The organism is Sphingobacterium sp. NGMCC 1.201703, assembly GCF_047784615.1.
In the GTDB taxonomy this organism is placed as follows: domain Bacteria; phylum Bacteroidota; class Bacteroidia; order Sphingobacteriales; family Sphingobacteriaceae; genus Sphingobacterium.
Genome location: NZ_JBLOHD010000001.1, coordinates 340,087 through 357,849, shown reverse-complemented (window position 1 = coordinate 357,849; position 17,763 = coordinate 340,087). Strand labels below are relative to the sequence as shown.

Genomic DNA, 17,763 nt, shown 5'->3' with positions numbered 1-17,763 from the left:
AACACAATTTTCTAAGATCATTCATAAATAGAAGTCTTATCAACCTCGGTAATAAGATGGCAATCCTTCATAATCAAACACCGTTTTAACTGTACCTATTTTTGAGCAGGCATTTTCAAAATAGCCGTCATCCAGTGCCTCCTGAATAGCTTTACGTATCGTCAAATGGGATAAATCCGGCACGATAATCATATCGGGAGCCCAGAAATAGGAAGCCTCGTCACGTCGCATCAACATGGCAATATTGTTTAACGTAAATAAAGTAGCAACATATACGTCGTCATTACTTAGTATAATATGAATATCGATATTGTCATTAAAAATATCCGCTACTTGCTGAGTAAAAAATAATTTAAATTGCATTTCTCTCATAATGGTTATTGTCAATTTAGCTATCAAAAAATGAGGGTTAGTGTTTGTCTAATTTCAATAAATTATCAATTCAAGCCAAATTTAAAATAGAACTGATAGCAACGATTTACTTACATGATCATTCTACAACTCAACGATTAACGAGGCTGCAAATACCTTTAATTCAATCCCGCTATAAAAACCTATATAGTACAGCGATCGCACAGAGCCATCAAACTCAGCTAGCGCAGTTTCATTTTCAAACCGACCTCGATACATCAGGTCAATAGTCTTAAACTCATTGGAAACATCCTCCTCAAGAACAAATAAGCATTTCTCCATGACCGCATCAATAAATACGAGATCAACTAGACCATAGTTAGCGTCAGTTGCCAGATTGATTCGTTTAAATGTAAGACGAAATTCGTTATAGGCTGCCTTGTATGCCAATCGAATGCAGTCATAGTCATTATGTAGATCAAGATAAATACCATCCAGATCTATAGCTACAATATCTTTAAATAACTCAGATTGTGGTAAGCTAATCTTTCTCTTTATTCTTTCGCTAGCCATTTACCTGGTATTTAATTTTTTGGACTTGTACTCTTCCTGAATCATTCCTACAGCGGTATATTTAAGAGGAGACGCTTTGTATGTCACTTCTGCAAATTCCAACGCTTCAGAAATTGAAGAGAAAGTATTTATCACACCAAATGGCTCATCTGGATCAACCAACGAAAACGCATAGATGTCTAAGAAATCTTCATTTCCCTCATCAAAGGATTCAAAATAAGCCACAGAAAAGATTTCGTCGCTTTCCTTATCAATGCTCAACCATCTGAGTATGGTATAACCTGTTTCCTGAACAACACCCAACCATTGCTCCACAGATTTCCCAAGTCTCAATCTGGTTCTGATTTGATCGTCCGCTAAATACTTTGCCATAAAAATATCGTAATACATGAATTTAGTAAATTGCATTATGGAAAATAAAACATTTTGACATCATCTTTTAAATCATTCGTGCTATTTTATGAAAGTATACTTCAGTTCCCGCCTTCCAAGGCGGTGTTGAGGGATTTCATATCCAAATACTGATAGGTATATAACCTTCCAAACAGTTAGCCAGTCCCTTTTCGATAAACAAAAATCAATTTAGCTAGGCTGTACCATTAATTTTTTCCCTTTACCTTTTGTAAATACAGTTCGTATCTAGGAGATTTTGTATAAGACGGATTATATTATAAGAAGATCCATAATTTATTCCTATATTTATAAGAAAAAATGTCTAGAAATGAGCAATTTTAAAGTAAGAGGAACTGAAATAAAAATACAGCATTGTAACAGAGATAAAAAGGACGATGAGTATATTGAGATTGAATTCACTAAAATTTATACCTCTAAAGGAGATCTAGATAAATTTATGAATTCAAATGGTTCAATTAATGAAACTCTTTTAATAGAAACGTTTTACCAAAAAATGATCGATCCAAACGTAATGAATAAGGATGATTTAAACATTTAAAAATAAAGTTTGAGATACTTTTCCAGTCACAAAATCACAACATCGATTAATATAAAATCAGAGAAAAATTAACGTAGTATTGATAATTACATCGATATTAATGGGTTTAGTCCTGATCTATTTCCCAGTAAAATATCTAGCCATGGTAATTCAACACAATCAGCCCCAGGCTATCCAATGGCAATGTTTATAATGAAACCTTATGCGTAGTTGATACTATTTCAAAATTCAATAAGCATAATGAACTGAAAGTCAATTATTATCCTTACCTTTAACCGAAAGTTCTGCCACTTTTTTAACTCTATTCAGCAGATCACACTTGAAATAGAACATGTTGTTTTATCCTGAAATTTTTTAGATTGCCCTGTCACGATCCCTTCTTTTTAAAGCAAATAACATTTTTCAAATAACAAGGCAGATTATTGGCCTGTCTAATGTAGGGCCCATTCTGCTAACTGCCGATCATAGGAAATGACTGGCAAACAATTAAAACGAACAGTATGAAGTACACCTACAATGAGTAAAGATCAAAAAAAAAGCAAAAAGTACGAAAGAGAAGTCACAGTCTTACTATCAACAGGAAAAAGATTCGACTTCAAAAGAAACAACACCAAATGTGCTCAGCAAGAAAAAGAAATAAGCTCATAAACTGAGCTGTTCTTATCTTTTTTAGCACTCTTAACAATTCCACAATGTCACCATCTATAAAATTCAGCAATGTAAATACATTCTTTTCAAAATCGCTCAGAGTAAGGGTAAACGAATATTTTAAGGTTAGCGGTAAATCTAAAACAGGCGATTGGAGGGTAGGTTTAAAGGCAGCCATTCTATTTACTTCATTTATAATCCTTTACACGCTACTTGTATTTATACAACCTTATTGGCCAATCAGCATCCTATTGTGTTTGTTCCTTGGCGTCAATTTTGCAGCAATCGGCTTCAATATCATGCACGATGCCGGTCACAATTCTTTTTCACGCAATACGAAGATCAACACCATACTCTCGTACTCGTTGAACCTTGTCGGGGGCAATATATACTTCTGGAAACTTAAGCATAACATCGCGCACCACACGTATACCAATATCGAGGGAGAGGACCATGATATTGAGATCAAGTTCATGCGTGTGCACCCCAATCAGGCACTCAAAGGTTATCACAAGTGCCAGCGATACTACTTTATCTTCCTATATGGCTTATCTTACCTCGCTTGGATTTTCTATCAGGACTATGAAAAGTACTTTCGGCAAAAGCTTGGTAAAAACTCCGAAAGATTTGCTTTTCCGCTTAAAGAGAAAGTTATCTTTTGGATCAGTAAAGTGTTCCATTTCGGTATATTTATAGTCATACCTGTGATCGTTGTCGGATGGTTGCCGACCTTGATCGGTCTATCGGTGACGGGATTATTATGCGGAATCTTCTTGGCAACCGTCTTCCAGCTTGCACACGTGGTAGAAGAAACGGAATTCAAGTCCATAGGAACCAACAAGCTAGAGGAAGAATGGATGGTACATCAGGTGCAGTCGACAGCTAATTTTGCCACTAGGAATAAGGTCTTGACCTGGCTGCTCGGTGGATTGAATTTTCAGGTGGAGCACCATCTTTTCCCAAAAATCTGCCACGTGCATTATCCTGCAATCAACAGGATCGTAAAGGAGACCTGCAGAGAGCTCGGTATCAAGAATGTGGAATATGAGACCTTTCGGGAGGCATTCAGATCCCATATCCAGGTAATCCATAGCATGTCCCGTTAGAAATCCTTCAATTCCGGCTACTCAGGAGAAGAAAGTTATGGTCCAATTGAGGTCTGCTTGCCGATCGGCTGATTAAGTATAACAAGTGTTTCAAGATTGAACCTCCTCTTACTTTTTCTTTTCCAAGAACCCAAGCTAAGGTAAGGAAAGAGATCGTCATCTTTACATCGTTTAGACAAAAGCTTTCCTGAATAGATAAGCTCCATTGGCTAGTAATCCATCATATTGCAACATCTAAAAAATAGGGTATCCATAGCTAAACGAGATTACCATCCATACTTTGAGTTATTATAAAAAGTAATACATCTTTCGGATCGCTTCCACCCGAATTCGATATTAAGACTAACTTTCATAAACAAATCTTCGTATATAGTTTTCCACGTCGGAAAGATCTAAAGGTTTAGCTAAAAAACCGTCAGCTCCGCATTCCACTGAAATACTCCGTCCATCGATATGACCTGAAATCACGATGACAGGCAACTTATCGTGTTTGGGTGAACTCCTGAGATCACGCAGTACTTGGTTTCCGTTCCGAGCGGGCATATGTATGTCCAAAAAGAGTATATCAGCAACTATACTATCCAACACTTCTATCAGAACTAAGCTGTTCGCTACAGTTATAACTATCGTATCTTGATCCTCCAATAGCATAGAAAATGCATTTAGTATTTCTATATCATTATCACACACCACAATTTTCTTTTTCATCTTGAGTCTTTTTTTAATTTTATCGATCTGAGATACATTTTCGGAGATCATCATTTATAAAAATGGATGTTACAGAAATAGGATCCATCCGTTTTTTTGTTTAGTGGCTCTGAATTAGCTTTTTAATCGAGGATGGTATTCACCATGGTAGTTAAATCAGAATCACATTTCTTTTTCTCTGCAGAGTTTCATGTAAAAGCAGAATGGCCTCATTGTATTTCAAGACTTTAGCGAATGCCAAATCGGATGCGATATATTTTTTTTGTATGGTCTGTGGATTGTCTGGTCACCGTTCCATTTCCTGAACTTTCACTTGCGCCACTTTTAGTTGTTGTTGCCATGTTTAGAAAGTTTTATTGCACTAGAACTTTTGAATTGGAACATCCATCGAACATTATTAGTTCTACTGGTAAAGCAATCACTTGTATTTCACGTGTATATTCCAACGAAGACGTATAAAAACGTCTTTGCGTATTGAAAATCAAAGTTTTTTTTAACGGAATAAGTGTCTCCGATTAGGATTCACCTCTCTCTCACGCGATAAGATTCTAAAAACTGATAAACATAAGCGTCTATTTTCAATAATCTATTTACCCCCCCTGTTGGAAGAAAATAACAGAAAGAAGGTGGCTGGGATTGGTTCTTTATATTTCAAAACAGATAATCACCCCACGTAAGGGTGAATCGTGTAAAATGCCTTGGTGGAAAGATGATATTCACTCTTTGGATCCCAATACAATGATATTTTGATCATAAATTGCATAACTATTTTTGAAGAACGGATATTTTTATACTGCTTATCTAAAATAAGAGAAAAATAAAAATATAAATCTGCTATATTCCATTATATTATACTTACATTTGATTAATAATCAGGCTCCGCCTTTGCTCTTCTGAATCGTTAAGCATTTTCTTTTCCCTCAGTTTTAGCATTTCAGAAGCTTATTTTGTTGTCAAAACAATAGGTGCAGTATCGTTAAACTTGATCCCATCAATCCTCTTTAATATACAAATACATCTTTATGCTAACAAATAGATTACTAGCGTACTGGTTATAATACCATTACTATAGATATAACGTATCAATACTTTAAATAAATAATAATACAATGCAAGAAGGAACAGTAAAATTCTTTAATCAAACCAAAGGTTTCGGTTTTATTACACCAGCAAATGGTGGTGACGATATTTTCGTCCACGTAACTGGTTTGTTAAATGATGTGCGTGAAAACGACAGCGTGACATTCGATCTAGAGGATGGAAAAAAAGGCGTTAATGCAACTAACGTACGTAAGGCATAATTAAGTAGAATAGTCTATTTTGGAAGATGACTTGTCTATCTTCCAAAGAGCATAACAGGAAACTGTTATGCTTTTTTTGTGAGAATTCTTGACAACTGTACCTGATATAGGTACAATATCTTATACTCCAACTCAGTTTTGTTAAAGAAAAAAGCGGGCAAAAAACTGGTCTAATAATCCAGCCTTCATACCCGCCCCAAATTAATCTACCTTAGTGCAAGTGCATATTATAAGCTATTTTTAAATCGCCTATTTTCTTTTTTTACGGAAGACATTATCCGTTAAATCTTTAGAGACAGTATCCTTTTCTTTTTGATAGGATGATTGCGTTTTCTCTTTTGTGCTTTTTTCCTTTTTTGTGTCTTTACTCATGATGTATGGATTTTATAGTGTGTATGATCCTTTCTCCTTTTCAATGTTTATTCTTGATCTGGAGGAATAATATTAAGCCAAAACGTTTTTCTCCCTGAGGTACGCTAGCTGCTAGTTGTTGAACTAAAAATTTCCGAGATATATTGTGGATAATTTAAAGATAAAACAAGTGTTTTTATCATATTGGATCTACGGAATGAGGTTATATGAAATAGTAGATCCTAGTATTAAATATACAAATAATAATTGACAATGAAACATTTACTATTCAAAAGAAACTATCTCACAGGTTCTTGTGTGTAATCCTTCATCTTAAGCCTTGCCATTAAATAGCTTATGGTAGATTCCGCTCCTTGATTGATATTGACAGCATGCTCTTCTAGACCATCAAAACAGCCTCCGGTAATGGGATTATAAACGATCTGTCTAATATGATTCCGTCCCAAGAACCAGTCGAATACTATTCGGATAGTCTTCTTATATTGCTCATCTTTTGTAAACTTATAGAATCTATCTAGTGCAATAATGGTATAAGCAACATCAATGGGCTGCTCTCCGCCCCTTGACTGGGTTCTCAACTGGCCACGCTGTGCCCACCCTTTGTTGGAAATCACATGAATCTCATCATCGACAATAATCCTGTTCAACAAGAAATCAAAGGATTGATAGCCGATATCTCTATATCTGTTATCCCCAGTTGTCTCATAGGCGATCAACATGGCTTCTGGGATAACACTATTGCCATAGGTCATGTAAGATTCATACCAATGCCAATCTGTAGAGTTTTCATGTTCAAACATGGCTGCCAAACGATCTGCTAGGACTTCTATGATAGCTTTATAATTTTTGCCCTTCATAAAACTCAGGCCCTTAATGGTAAAGGCCATCGATCTTGTCGAATAATACACTAATGCATGCTTAGATGCCCGCTCCAAAAGCTCTATCGCAAGTATTACTATCCTTTCAGGTAAAAGATTGGCCATGCCCACTACTTCACCCAGAGCCCAGACAGCTCGGCCATTGGCATCTTCAAGATTCTCCTGTTTATTTTGTATCGTAAAATTGCCGTCCCTGTCTACATAATTCAGAAATGTACCATCTCCTTGCATACAATAACCTATAAAATCCAAGTATTTCTGGATCAGATCAATGGTTTCATAAGATTCATATATTTTGTAGTGATGTAACATGGCTATAAGCGCTCTTGCATTGTCATCCAACGCATAACCGCTTGCAAGGTCCGGCATGGAAATATCCGCAAATTGAACAAATCCACGCCCCTCAGACATCCGAAAAATATGATCCAGGTTGAGGGGGGGAACTGAGTATCTCATTTCTCTCTTTTTATCTATCAGAAGCTCAAAAAGATAAACATGGGCTATAGCAACATTTTGCCAGGAGGTTTTGACCATCTCTTGAAGATTCACACGGTGGATTTCGCTTAATTTAAGTTCATCATCCAAAATTTGATTGACTGCAGCCGCAAGCTGCTCAGAATCTTCAAAATCAACTATGGTCCCCATATCTTCCTTTAATACCTCTTTCACATGAGGGATTGGCGTCGACACAATGGGGCAGCCAGAGCTCAACGCATAAGAAAATGTCCCACTAACCGCCTGTAAGGGGTCTTTTGACGTAAAAAGATACACATCGGTGATCGATAGATAGGCCAATAAGTTTTCTGTTGAAAGAAATTCATTAACAAAGCGGACATGATCTGAAATGTGATATTGATCTATTATTGTCTCAAGTTTGTTTCTATAGGTCTCTCCTTCATATCGTAAAAGATTGGGATGTGTCATCCCTAAAATAAGAAACATTACATTTGGATTCTGTTCGATAATAGCGGGCAGTGCATAGAGTGAAGTCTCTATGCTCTTGCTAGGCCCCAGTAAACCGAATGTACTGAGAATTTTCTTGCCCACGAGACTATACCGCTCAAGAATGGTGTGTTTATCCGTCGCCGGAGCTAAATGCGTGCCATGCGCAATTACGGTTATTTTACTGGTAGGAATTTTATAAGTACCTGTAAGGATATCGGCGGACCCTTGTGTCATCACGATAATTTGCGAACAATTATAAGCAATAGCATATACATTTTCAAGCATCGTGCAATCTGGCGCTGGGAGCACCGTATGGAAAGTCAGGACAATAGCAAGTTGTGCTGCATTAAGATCCTTGAGAAAAGTTATGAACTTAGTTTCTTGACCAACGAAAAGGCCAAACTCATGTTCGATACAGATCAATTTAATATCCTGATCAAACAGAATATTTTCAAGAATAGTATCGAAAGAACATGGGTTTGCTATATCTAGTTTCCCTAGTGGGCCATCTTCTTGAGACGTATTATCATCTATGATCGGTATAGGAATTAGTCGATAAGACTCTTCAAATTTACTCGAAATAGCCTTCATCAGATCTGTAGTGTAGGTTGCAATACCGCAGGCGCGTGGAGGATAAGTGGATAGGAACGCTATTCCTCTTTTTGTTGCTGAAATCATTGTTGGTTGTTTAAGTGAAGTCCTTGCATACGATCTTCCTGTATCTTTGACAAGGTGCTGCACGTAGGGAGGTTTATAAATATACAAAAATAAATTGAAAGAAAATTATTATTCTGAAGATAACAAGAGTGATATATACCCGATAATTCAGAGATATTAGAATTTAACATACTGGAAACAGCCATGTGGAGCTGTACATACTACCTGTTTTTTAATAAAAACATGACGCAGGTAGGTAGACGTTACGATCAATGATATGGGGATTGTATCTTCCTAGAGTGAATCCTTCTTATTTATAGGTTGTTGAACTTTGGAGACTCTGGATTACTCCATTAACATTTGCTTATTTTTCCATTTCATAAGATCTGAATCCTCTTTTAATCCAACTGTAGTCTCTTGGATAACTCGGATAGCTATATTTTCGACATTTTCCGCGGCTATTTATTATTAGTGGTTTTCAGTTGACGACTTGGAACAAAAAAGTAAGCACAAGTAATTGCCCGAATGATAATTTTTTTTCTGCAGCGTACTACAGAGAGTATATTCACTCAATACTTAAGTCTCTAAAATAGCTTGACAGGATTTAACGTTGATCATCCCTTGCGTCGCTGTTATTTCTGACCATAACCAATTGAAATAGGTTATCACCTGCTTAGCGGGGATCATTGGTCTGTCAGCGGTGGTATGCCCATCCGAAGCTATGGTGATAGAATAATCTCTTGCTATCGCTGATTTTATCGTAGCATCCACACAGAAATCTGTAGCACATCCGGTCACAATCAGTTCCTTCACTCCCCTACGCTGTAATATCGTCTGAAGATCAGTTTTATAAAATGAATCATTCGCTGTCTTAGAAACAAATATATCTTCAGAACCTCTGACCAATTCGGGCAATAATGCCCAATCTTCTGTACCGGGAAGGAAACAGTTCTCCTTTGTGCTGTCATGTTGTATAAAAATAACCGGGGCACCGCTCTTTCTGAACTGTTGAGAAAGTCCATTGATCCGATCAATGACACCCTTGGTGTCATACCGTAGTGTATAGGGCCTAAAACTGCCCTGCTGCATATCTATAATTAATAAGGCCTTCATCCTAAGTTCACCTAGTGATAATCTGATGGATAAATATAACGAATGTTTATTATCAAACAGCGGCTATCTCGCTGATGATCCCCTGTAAAGACTAGGCTGAAATAGACTACTACTTTAAGTAGGATTTGGAGCAATATGTCCATTTCAGTTAGGAAGTAGCATTGCCACCTTTATTATTGATATATCAACAATACGGGTGAATTTGATAATCTGCTACAATGCTGCTCATAATCACGAATCTTTCCATGCAAATACATTTTATAAGACAACGGTAAATTACTTTGTACTGAATTTTAGATAATGGTCTTTCATCGGTATCCCATCTGCGGTCCGGAAGGCATTCCCTGTGATGAAGATCTCATAGGTTTTGTTTGGTTCAAGGTCCCAATCTATGATAACAGATTTCTTATCTGGGGAATACCGATGTCCTTTTATCATCGGAAAACTTTCTTTGGAGATTCCCCTAAATGACCGCCCCTGTCCTAATAGCGGCTTATCGAAATTTATCTTCAACTGCCCTATTGTGCTGTTGACAGTGTTTTGTCCATCCTCGATTCCCTCAAAAGAAATAATTTTTGGTCTTTTTTCGTCAAAGGCCGCATCTAAAGAAAAAATATCAGCAGCATAGGATTGATAAGCCTTGGCAAGGACAGGCATATAGTTTTCCAAAGTGGGATATCTGTCGCGCTGACGGTCAAAGTTATCAAGTTCATCAACGAGTTTTTCAATCCAAAGAAATCCCCTATCTAACTGTTCATTGGTTTCCCTTGAAATCTCTTCGGAGCTGAAATTATGATCTTTTTGATATTTAATAACCGCAGCTCGAACCAATGCCTCATTCAGCGTCGTTTGCCAGCTCCCATATGCCTGCCGGTTCATTTTTTCCTTTACGACGCTATATAATTTTTCGCCACTATCTCTAAAAATTATGGTGTCTTTTTCTAATAAATAATTAACAAAGGAGTGATTAAACTCGTGAAGTAAGGTGGGGAAATAGCTCTGTAAAGGAAATTCAGCCATACCAAGACTATCCATACTCCATGTCCCCATAATAGCGTAGACTTCTTTATATCCCCGCGGATTTTTAATGGATACCCCATAATTACCACCACCATTCCCCAATCCGTTCACAATCAAAAACTTTTCGGATGGTTCCTTACCATAGAATTTAGGGTACCAGCCCAAGTCAATATGCTCATAAATTGGAAGAAAGCGTTTTTGTACCTCGTTGTACAGTGCCTGGTTTTTCTGAAAAAACCGTTTACTATTACTGTCCCTGTAAAACTTCTGTAACAGTGTTGCAAACTGAACCGCATTATCTTTACTCCATCTTTTGTCTAGTGTTTCTTCGCTATTTTTTTGTTTAAGATTGAACTTGTCATCCAGATGTATGGCCATACTCATTACGGCATCATAACCTATACCATTTTCATTTTTAACCTTTTTGACAAAGGTGATCAGTTCGTGTTCTTTAAAGGGACCATAGTGTTCATTGACCCGATCAATGTAGCGCTTAAAAACATCTGAGTTGTATTCTTGATTGCCGGCTAGCCTAAATACTATACTAAGGATCTCGATACGCTCGTCAACTTTGGGTCTATCCATAATTTGAGTACGCTGTCCATAGGTAAACATTAATGACAAGTTGAATAGGACAATCAATACATATTTAGAAATTTTTTCGAACATAGCGGAAATAGGTTTTATTATCTTTAATTCGTTCTATACTTTTAATGGAGCTACCAAATGTTTTGCCAAAAAAATAACATCCTATTTGACAGTGAAATACAAAAAAAATCCTCTTTGAATACTGACCGTTATCGAACACCAGCGTTCAGTATTGAACAGGATGCCAGCTGTTTTGTATGTTCTTATTCGCTCGTATTAGTGATAGCACGACATCCAATAGACACACAATGGCACTAGAATCAATACCTGCAATCCAGATCTAGCTACAATATCTTTAAATAACTCAGATTGTGGTAAACTTATCTTCCTCTTTATTTTCGTAAACTCGAAAGCGCGGTTTGGCAAATCCTTGTTCGACGTATTATTTTTTAATTGTAATTTCTTTCCCATTCACATTATAATGCATTGTTTTGTCAATAAGCCAATCTTTAATTTCTTCGAATACTTCTTTTCTGCAACCAATTTGGTTAAGGCTTGGAAGCTTTTTTAATACATCATAATTGTTAGTACCACAATCTATGTCCCAAATACATTTTAGTTTTTTTAACTCGGATAAGAAATTTAGATTTTCAATATCATTACCACGAATGTCGATTAGTGTAAGATTTTTAAGTTTTGAAACTGTTTCTAAATCAATTGGTTTTTTACAGTAGAATGTATAAAGTTTAGAGAGTTTGTGTATGCTAGTTAACGGTTTCCAGTCTTCAATATCTGTTTCCGATATATTAAGTTCAGTGAGTGAAGGTAAACTAAGCAATGGCTCAATATTCTTGATCTTTGTTTTACTTATACTCAGTTTTTTCAGCTTTTTCAGAGAAGTAATCCAGTTCAGATTGTCAATATCTGTATTAGCTAATCCTAACTCTTTTAAATTCTCACATTTACTTAGGCTTGTATAGTCTATATTTACCCTACCAGACAAAAATAAAGCTTCTAAATTGGGAAGGTGTAATAATGGTTCTAGATTAGAGTGCTGACATAAATACAAAAGTTTTACCTTATTAAGTTCTTCAAATGATACCGGAATTTTGCCCCGTAGAGAATAATCATTACCTAGTCCGTGAGATAGATCAGCTTTCCAAAGTTGGCTTAAGTCATTCCAAAAATCTTCAAAATCAGTATTTTTCATTTAGCAGCAGTTTGGTTGGATATATGTCGGATAACGTTTCGGGGCTTTGCGTTCGGGCGGGATTTGGAAGCCGAAACATAGTACTAATACTAAAATACAAATTTAAATAGCAATACAAAACTTGAATATTGTACTTCAACACAGCTGAAATATTCACGAAAATTGTATGATTTACATTTCCTTCTGATCAGCTTCAACAGGATTTTTATCTCTGTTCCCTGACCGGGTTCGCTAATTATATTAATCTTTCCACCTGCCTGTGTAACTATCGTGTTCACCAAATATAGGCCTACACCAGAACCATCGACCAATTTGGTAGCCCTCCGAAATTTTTCAAAAATTGTTGCCCGATCTTCGGCCTTCATACCGATCCCATTATCCTTCACGGAAATAGCAAGATAACCGTCTTCTTTGAACGAGCAGATCAAAATTTCTGGGCGGCGTGATTCAGGTGTATATTTGATCGCATTATTAATCAAATTATAGAGCACGCTACGCAACTTACGGCGTACAAAAGTAAATTCAGAAACCTTTAAATCTTGCTTAATAATTGCATCAGTTTCGATCAGCTGGGGAGCTAAACTCAAGCGTACGTCCTCCAGAATATTTGGAAGATCTATCAGTTCAATGGATGCCTGATATTTTTGCTTTCCCCAACGGCTTTCCGTAAGATCATCTATTATCTTTTTTATTTCCACCAAACTTTTCTCATGATTCTGCATCAAGGGCAAGAACTTAGCTGAATTTTTATCCTTTAAATCTTTCATTAAATCAAATGAAAGATTAAGGGCCAATAAGGGATTTTTGATATCATGAGCTAATGTATCAAGCAGCAATTCATGTTCCAGCACAAGCTTCTCTTGTTCTTTAAGATCCTTCACCCTGGGCGTAATATCCACAAATGTAACGATGACACCATTCGTACGGTTTTCATTACGGACGTGATAAGGAAGTATATTCATCTGATACCACCTTAAATCCGTTGTCTGTATTTCTTTTTCCAGAATTTTACCTGTTGCGATCACTGTATTTATATTACTGATAAACGTAGGAAATCTAAAATTTTCCTTGATCTCGTCCAGGGGCTTTCCTATGAACTCGTCCTTAAGGTCAAACTGCTTCATCGCCGGCGGCGTAAACTTTCTCAATATGAAGTTGGCATCCACAAATAACTGCGGAATGATCGTATTGCTAAAGTAATTTTCTAGGTCTTCGTTGAGTTGAGTTAAATCACTTATTTGCTCATCTTTATTCATAGAGGGATACAGTATTTAATTATAAAAACAAGATAAAATAAACATTGTTTTGAAGATTAAAATCTTCAACAAAGCTCAGCGTTCAGATGAGAAATGACTGGTGAGAAATCGCAATACCATTGAACTCTTAGGTTTTTGGAAAAGTATTCAAAACCCTAATTCTAAACCTCTCGAATTCGAGGGGTTTAGAAAACAAGCTGGTCTCAATAGTTTTGTGATGCCCCCTGGATTGACAACAAAAGAATGGAGAGATTCAAATCCTGATAAGAAAGGTAATATTCGAGACTATACTAATATAGAACCATTGGTGGTATTAAGCAACATGGAAAGTATAAATGCGCTATTAATACAACAAGGTTTATCTCAAAATGAAAGACTTAAGCAACTCAATAAGCTTGCTACGACACAAATGAGATCACTCATAGAAAATAAGGCTGTTAAGAAATTGAAATAAAAAAGCTAGGTGCCCCATTAATTAAATAGAAAGGCCACCCAAAAGGAGCATTAGGTGGCCAAAATTTTAAAAATTAATAAGTAGCGATCTCAGCCAAAGAACAGTTATTTTCATTGGTTCCATACGAAGATAGAACAACTACTTTTAGATAACGCGCTTGGAAGGTCGTACCGAATCCCACATTTTGTTGTGCCCCTACACTAGCCAGGGTGGTAGTTTTGGTCAGTGACCAATTTTGATTATCTGTACTCGTGTAAATCTCTATATTCTTGGAATTTCCGGCAGATGTGCCTTGGCGCTGCCACAAGCTCACTCCGTGCAGTGTGCGACTAATGCCAAGATCAATGGCAATAAAATGTGGATGTGAGGATGCCGGCTGTTGCGACCAGTTCGAATGCCAGTATGTATTGATATTACCATCAATAGCTCGAACAGCATATCCGGGATAGGTAGCACTGATCTCCTGGCTACTAAAACCGACGACCTGCCAGTTGCTCTTATCATGGAATGTCTTATCGCCAAAATCTATTTGGGGTGTCCCATTTTGAAATTGGTAAAGATAGGGGTATTCTTTAACGACTCCGTTGGCATGAACAAATTTAAGCTTTGCTTCGTAGGTCATTCCATCCGACTTCTCTACCAATTCGTTAATAGGCATTTCGATATAAAAACTATCGACCCCAACTGGTTTTGTCGCCCAGGCGATAGCATTGTAATCCTTATTTACACCAGTGCCTTCATTGTTTACATTCGGATCATTAAAGCACAATACATTGGTAACGACTATGTCGGAAGCGTATTTTCCACTCAGGACAATAGCCGCTTTCGTCTGATCATAAACCGCATTTAATCGTTGCAGCGTAGTATTCACGCTTCCGTAATATATTCCATTGTCACTATTGAAAACCTGATTTGCATTCAAAACCGCTGCGTCAGCTCCTGTTAGAAATGTTGGTGAAAGACCTAGCGTAGAATTACCAGCCCACATCAGCGCCATTCCTTTTTGGGGATCATTACCTTCCGAAACTTTCTGTCTATTATGGGGAAGATTTAATCCATGCCCCAATTCATGTACCAATCCTCCAAACCAGGTAATGAATGCCTGGCCAAGTGCTGTCTGATTCGTCCCCATATGCATGATATCCAAATCAGCATAATCCAGCGCAAAACAATTTCTACCCAGTCCATAAAATGGAGGACCGATCGGACCGCCTCCGGGAACACCATTAGACTGTGTATAAAAGCTTGGAAGAATAATCAGGTTATGATCTCCAGTTTTTAACTGCGGATTGGCCGTATAAAATTCGTTTATCTCGGCAATCACATTGGATGATCCATTGTTGTAATCATATTGGGTCTTATCTTTCTTACCGAATATAATATTAAAACGTACATTGTCACCCGCCGCATTTGTAAAAAGCCCAAAGGTCTTATTCGGATACCCATTGGCTGTCATCTGCTGTTTATACCAATTTTGGGTCCATAACATCAGTTCGCTCAATCGCTTTTGGAAGTTTGCAGCTGGCTGTACATCATTTGGAATAAAATAGACAATATTTAAATTGTATTTCTGTGCACTTTGAAAGTAACCTGCGGATGCGCCCGAAATTCTGTTTGCTAGATTTACATTTTGGATACTATCATAATAAGCCACACTATCAATTTGAGGTAACGTGACAACCTCTTCATTCGATAAGCTCTTGCTACAAGAGGTAGCGCATGCAAATAGCAATGCGATATACAGATATAATATTGTTCTCATATGAATTAAGTTTTATTTTTTAAGTATTAAATTTACCAGCCTGGATTTTGGACCAAGTTGTGGTTAACATTGATATAATCTTGCTTTATCGGGGATAAGTAACTTTTTTTCTCGAAAAAGAAAGGTCTTCCGACAAGTATGTAATCTTTATAAAATTCATCCGCTGTCTTACCTTGTGAATATAGTCCCCGCATACCATTTTTGTCTGCTGCAAAATATCTTTCACCTTGTTTCCAACGTTTAATATCATACAGTGAATGCCCCTCGAACATAAACTCGATTAATTTTTCCCGATGGACGACTTCAATCAGCTCACCTCCACCAAGACTACCAAATGATTGGCTCAGGCTCGGTATTCCGGCACGGCTTCTGACCGCGTTGATATATCTTGTCGCATCGGCATCCAATGTTCCACTATATTCAGCGCAAGCTTCCGCATAATTTAAATAAAGTTCTGCCAATCGTATGATCGGGAAAGGATATGCGACCACTGTAAACTGCGTCGACGTAACGTTTGAATTCGGGTGTATTCCCTTTTTGATCGCATAGCCAGAATAAAGCTGGTCGCTATTGAGGTTGACCATACCATTGAGTTCGCCAGCCCGTAACATCAGCTTCTTAGTCACTCCTCCAATTTCATAGTCTCCTCGATCATAACCAATATAGGCGTAAAATCGAGGCTCACGATTACGGTGTAATTTGATAGTTTCGTCTCCATCCGCGATCTTAAACCGGTTGTTCCAGTCAAACGACGGATCTTTTTCCGGAGGGAGTCCGTTTTTTGAATAAAATCTTTCTACAGCAGACAAGGTGGCTCCTACCCCACCATATGGAGCTCCTGTTTTCCAACCCCTAGGAATCGCATGCGCTTGAAAGGAATTGCCCCAAGATGCGGTTTCTTTTGTACCCGTATAACCCCAAATCAATTCCGAATTTATGGGATCAACCATTTGCCAGCGTGTATTCATCACCGCCTGTGTAAAAGGATCCTGGATAGCTGTCTTTGTATAGGTATATAATTTACCGCCACCGGATTCGAAAAACTCGATGGCCTTTTTTGTTTCGTCCATTGCCTTTTTCCATCTCTCTTTATCGAAGTTCTGCGGAATAAGAACAGTACCATCTTTATTGACAAAGTCAGCATAAAACTCTTTATTGCCATTAAAAAGTGGACTTGCTGCAAAGAGATACATACGTGCCTTTAGCGCTTGTGCAGCAGCTTTGGTCGGTTTGCCCTGTTCGGAGGCAGGATAGGAAAGCGGCAAATCTTGCTGCGATTGGTCAAACATCCCCGCTATAAATGCTACACATTCATCATAGGGTCTTCTTGCAGCAAACATCTGATCGCCAGATGCATTGGAAGGAATTTCTTCCTTCACCAAAACAATAGGGCCATAATTTTGCAATAGGACAAAATGAAAGTAGCCGATCAGGAACTTTGCTTCAGCAATCCATCCCTTTTTCTTAGTGGCAAATTCCGACTCGCTTATGGTTAACGGCTTAACTGATTCAATGTTTTTCAGAAAAGTATGACACTGACGGATACCTTTATAACACTGTTGCCAGATATCCAAAACAGGCTCGGAAGCACTGTACATACCTTGCTGCACACGTAAGAAAGAAAAATACTGCACACCCCAATGATATGACCCTACCGTTTCATTGGACATTAGCCACGAAAAATTGGTACGGGCGTCATTGACTACGGGGATATAACTATAGCAAGAATATAAATATCCCTCAGCTGTGTTCTCATTCTTGAATGCATCATCCAGTTTTGGGACATCAGCAGGTACCACTTCAAGGTATTTACTACAGCTGCTGGCAATAAATACAAACATGATATAAAATATAATCTTTTTCATCATT

16 protein-coding genes are annotated in these 17,763 nt (G+C 37.5%); 4 read left to right on the top strand and 12 right to left on the bottom strand.

Annotated features, from left to right (window positions below; translation table 11 throughout):
- Window positions 1–39: 39 nt before the first annotated feature.
- The 3 genes from ACK8HY_RS01465 to ACK8HY_RS01455 all read right to left on the bottom strand — a co-directional run bounded on the left by ACK8HY_RS01465 (window position 40) and on the right by ACK8HY_RS01455 (window position 1,296).
- Window positions 40–372 carry a hypothetical protein gene (locus tag ACK8HY_RS01465; RefSeq protein WP_416132493.1) on the bottom strand — a complete coding sequence of 111 codons (333 nt, stop codon included), beginning with the start codon at window positions 370–372 and terminating at the stop codon, window positions 40–42.
- A gap of 123 nt (window positions 373–495) precedes the next feature.
- A complete protein-coding gene (locus ACK8HY_RS01460) occupies window positions 496–924 on the bottom strand; it encodes a hypothetical protein (protein ID WP_416132492.1) in 429 nt (142 codons plus the stop codon).
- A complete protein-coding gene (locus ACK8HY_RS01455; protein ID WP_416132491.1) occupies window positions 925–1,296 on the bottom strand; it encodes a hypothetical protein in 372 nt (123 codons plus the stop codon).
- 349 nt (window positions 1,297–1,645) lie between these two features.
- On the opposite strand from ACK8HY_RS01455, the gene ACK8HY_RS01450 reads away from it, so the two are divergent.
- A complete protein-coding gene (locus tag ACK8HY_RS01450; protein WP_416132490.1) occupies window positions 1,646–1,876 on the top strand; it encodes a hypothetical protein in 231 nt (76 codons plus the stop codon).
- A 692-nt stretch (window positions 1,877–2,568) separates the two neighbouring features.
- The gene (locus tag ACK8HY_RS01445; RefSeq protein WP_416132489.1) at window positions 2,569–3,630 is read left to right on the top strand and encodes a fatty acid desaturase family protein; all 1,062 of its coding nucleotides are present in this window, start codon (window positions 2,569–2,571) and stop codon (window positions 3,628–3,630) included.
- 342 nt (window positions 3,631–3,972) lie between these two features.
- Here ACK8HY_RS01445 and ACK8HY_RS01440 read toward each other — a convergent pair whose 3' ends face one another.
- A complete protein-coding gene (locus ACK8HY_RS01440) occupies window positions 3,973–4,338 on the bottom strand; it encodes a response regulator (RefSeq protein ID WP_416132488.1) in 366 nt (121 codons plus the stop codon).
- 1,109 nt (window positions 4,339–5,447) lie between these two features.
- Between ACK8HY_RS01440 and ACK8HY_RS01435 the strand changes: the two genes are divergently transcribed.
- The gene (locus ACK8HY_RS01435) at window positions 5,448–5,639 is read left to right on the top strand and encodes a cold-shock protein (protein WP_416132487.1); all 192 of its coding nucleotides are present in this window, start codon (window positions 5,448–5,450) and stop codon (window positions 5,637–5,639) included.
- A 249-nt stretch (window positions 5,640–5,888) separates the two neighbouring features.
- On the opposite strand, the gene ACK8HY_RS01430 is transcribed toward ACK8HY_RS01435, so the two are convergent.
- The 6 genes from ACK8HY_RS01430 to ACK8HY_RS01405 all read right to left on the bottom strand — a co-directional run bounded on the left by ACK8HY_RS01430 (window position 5,889) and on the right by ACK8HY_RS01405 (window position 13,678).
- A complete protein-coding gene (locus tag ACK8HY_RS01430) occupies window positions 5,889–6,011 on the bottom strand; it encodes a hypothetical protein (protein WP_416132486.1) in 123 nt (40 codons plus the stop codon).
- A gap of 278 nt (window positions 6,012–6,289) precedes the next feature.
- A complete protein-coding gene (locus ACK8HY_RS01425; protein ID WP_416132485.1) occupies window positions 6,290–8,512 on the bottom strand; it encodes a glycosyltransferase in 2,223 nt (740 codons plus the stop codon).
- Window positions 8,513–9,067: 555 nt separating this feature from the next.
- Window positions 9,068–9,604 carry a cysteine hydrolase family protein gene (locus tag ACK8HY_RS01420; protein ID WP_416132484.1) on the bottom strand — a complete coding sequence of 179 codons (537 nt, stop codon included), beginning with the start codon at window positions 9,602–9,604 and terminating at the stop codon, window positions 9,068–9,070.
- A 276-nt stretch (window positions 9,605–9,880) separates the two neighbouring features.
- On the bottom strand, window positions 9,881–11,293 hold the full coding sequence (locus tag ACK8HY_RS01415) for a DUF4932 domain-containing protein (RefSeq protein ID WP_416132483.1): 1,413 nt from the start codon (window positions 11,291–11,293) through the stop codon (window positions 9,881–9,883).
- 361 nt (window positions 11,294–11,654) lie between these two features.
- Complete coding sequence (locus ACK8HY_RS01410; RefSeq protein WP_416132482.1) at window positions 11,655–12,422, bottom strand: leucine-rich repeat domain-containing protein; 768 nt, start codon at window positions 12,420–12,422, stop codon at window positions 11,655–11,657.
- 89 nt (window positions 12,423–12,511) lie between these two features.
- Window positions 12,512–13,678, bottom strand: a complete 1,167-nt coding sequence (locus tag ACK8HY_RS01405; RefSeq protein ID WP_416132481.1) for an ATP-binding protein — start codon at window positions 13,676–13,678, stop codon at window positions 12,512–12,514.
- A gap of 100 nt (window positions 13,679–13,778) precedes the next feature.
- Between ACK8HY_RS01405 and ACK8HY_RS01400 the strand changes: the two genes are divergently transcribed.
- Window positions 13,779–14,132 (top strand): hypothetical protein, encoded by a 354-nt coding sequence (locus ACK8HY_RS01400; protein ID WP_416132480.1) that lies wholly within the window; start codon window positions 13,779–13,781, stop codon window positions 14,130–14,132.
- A gap of 73 nt (window positions 14,133–14,205) precedes the next feature.
- On the opposite strand, the gene ACK8HY_RS01395 is transcribed toward ACK8HY_RS01400, so the two are convergent.
- The gene (locus ACK8HY_RS01395) at window positions 14,206–15,894 is read right to left on the bottom strand and encodes a discoidin domain-containing protein (protein ID WP_416132479.1); all 1,689 of its coding nucleotides are present in this window, start codon (window positions 15,892–15,894) and stop codon (window positions 14,206–14,208) included.
- A gap of 32 nt (window positions 15,895–15,926) precedes the next feature.
- Entirely contained in the window at window positions 15,927–17,762 is a 1,836-nt protein-coding gene (locus ACK8HY_RS01390; RefSeq protein ID WP_416132478.1) for a RagB/SusD family nutrient uptake outer membrane protein, read from the bottom strand.
- Between the last annotated feature and the right edge of the window lies 1 nt (window position 17,763).

Excerpts from the sequence above, each read along its gene's own strand:
- ACK8HY_RS01465 (WP_416132493.1), bottom strand. The coding sequence starts at position 372 with ATGAGAGAAATGCAATTTAAATTATTTTTTACTCAGCAAGTAGCGGAT.
- ACK8HY_RS01460 (WP_416132492.1), bottom strand. The coding sequence starts at position 924 with ATGGCTAGCGAAAGAATAAAGAGAAAGATTAGCTTACCACAATCTGAG.
- ACK8HY_RS01455 (WP_416132491.1), bottom strand. The coding sequence starts at position 1,296 with ATGGCAAAGTATTTAGCGGACGATCAAATCAGAACCAGATTGAGACTT.
- ACK8HY_RS01450 (WP_416132490.1), top strand. The coding sequence starts at position 1,646 with ATGAGCAATTTTAAAGTAAGAGGAACTGAAATAAAAATACAGCATTGT.
- ACK8HY_RS01445 (WP_416132489.1), top strand. The coding sequence starts at position 2,569 with ATGTCACCATCTATAAAATTCAGCAATGTAAATACATTCTTTTCAAAA.
- ACK8HY_RS01440 (WP_416132488.1), bottom strand. The coding sequence starts at position 4,338 with ATGAAAAAGAAAATTGTGGTGTGTGATAATGATATAGAAATACTAAAT.
- ACK8HY_RS01435 (WP_416132487.1), top strand. The coding sequence starts at position 5,448 with ATGCAAGAAGGAACAGTAAAATTCTTTAATCAAACCAAAGGTTTCGGT.
- ACK8HY_RS01430 (WP_416132486.1), bottom strand. The coding sequence starts at position 6,011 with ATGAGTAAAGACACAAAAAAGGAAAAAAGCACAAAAGAGAAAACGCAA.
- ACK8HY_RS01425 (WP_416132485.1), bottom strand. The coding sequence starts at position 8,512 with ATGATTTCAGCAACAAAAAGAGGAATAGCGTTCCTATCCACTTATCCT.
- ACK8HY_RS01420 (WP_416132484.1), bottom strand. The coding sequence starts at position 9,604 with ATGAAGGCCTTATTAATTATAGATATGCAGCAGGGCAGTTTTAGGCCC.
- ACK8HY_RS01415 (WP_416132483.1), bottom strand. The coding sequence starts at position 11,293 with ATGTTCGAAAAAATTTCTAAATATGTATTGATTGTCCTATTCAACTTG.
- ACK8HY_RS01410 (WP_416132482.1), bottom strand. The coding sequence starts at position 12,422 with ATGAAAAATACTGATTTTGAAGATTTTTGGAATGACTTAAGCCAACTT.
- ACK8HY_RS01405 (WP_416132481.1), bottom strand. The coding sequence starts at position 13,678 with ATGAATAAAGATGAGCAAATAAGTGATTTAACTCAACTCAACGAAGAC.
- ACK8HY_RS01395 (WP_416132479.1), bottom strand. The coding sequence starts at position 15,894 with ATGAGAACAATATTATATCTGTATATCGCATTGCTATTTGCATGCGCT.
- ACK8HY_RS01390 (WP_416132478.1), bottom strand. The coding sequence starts at position 17,762 with ATGATGAAAAAGATTATATTTTATATCATGTTTGTATTTATTGCCAGC.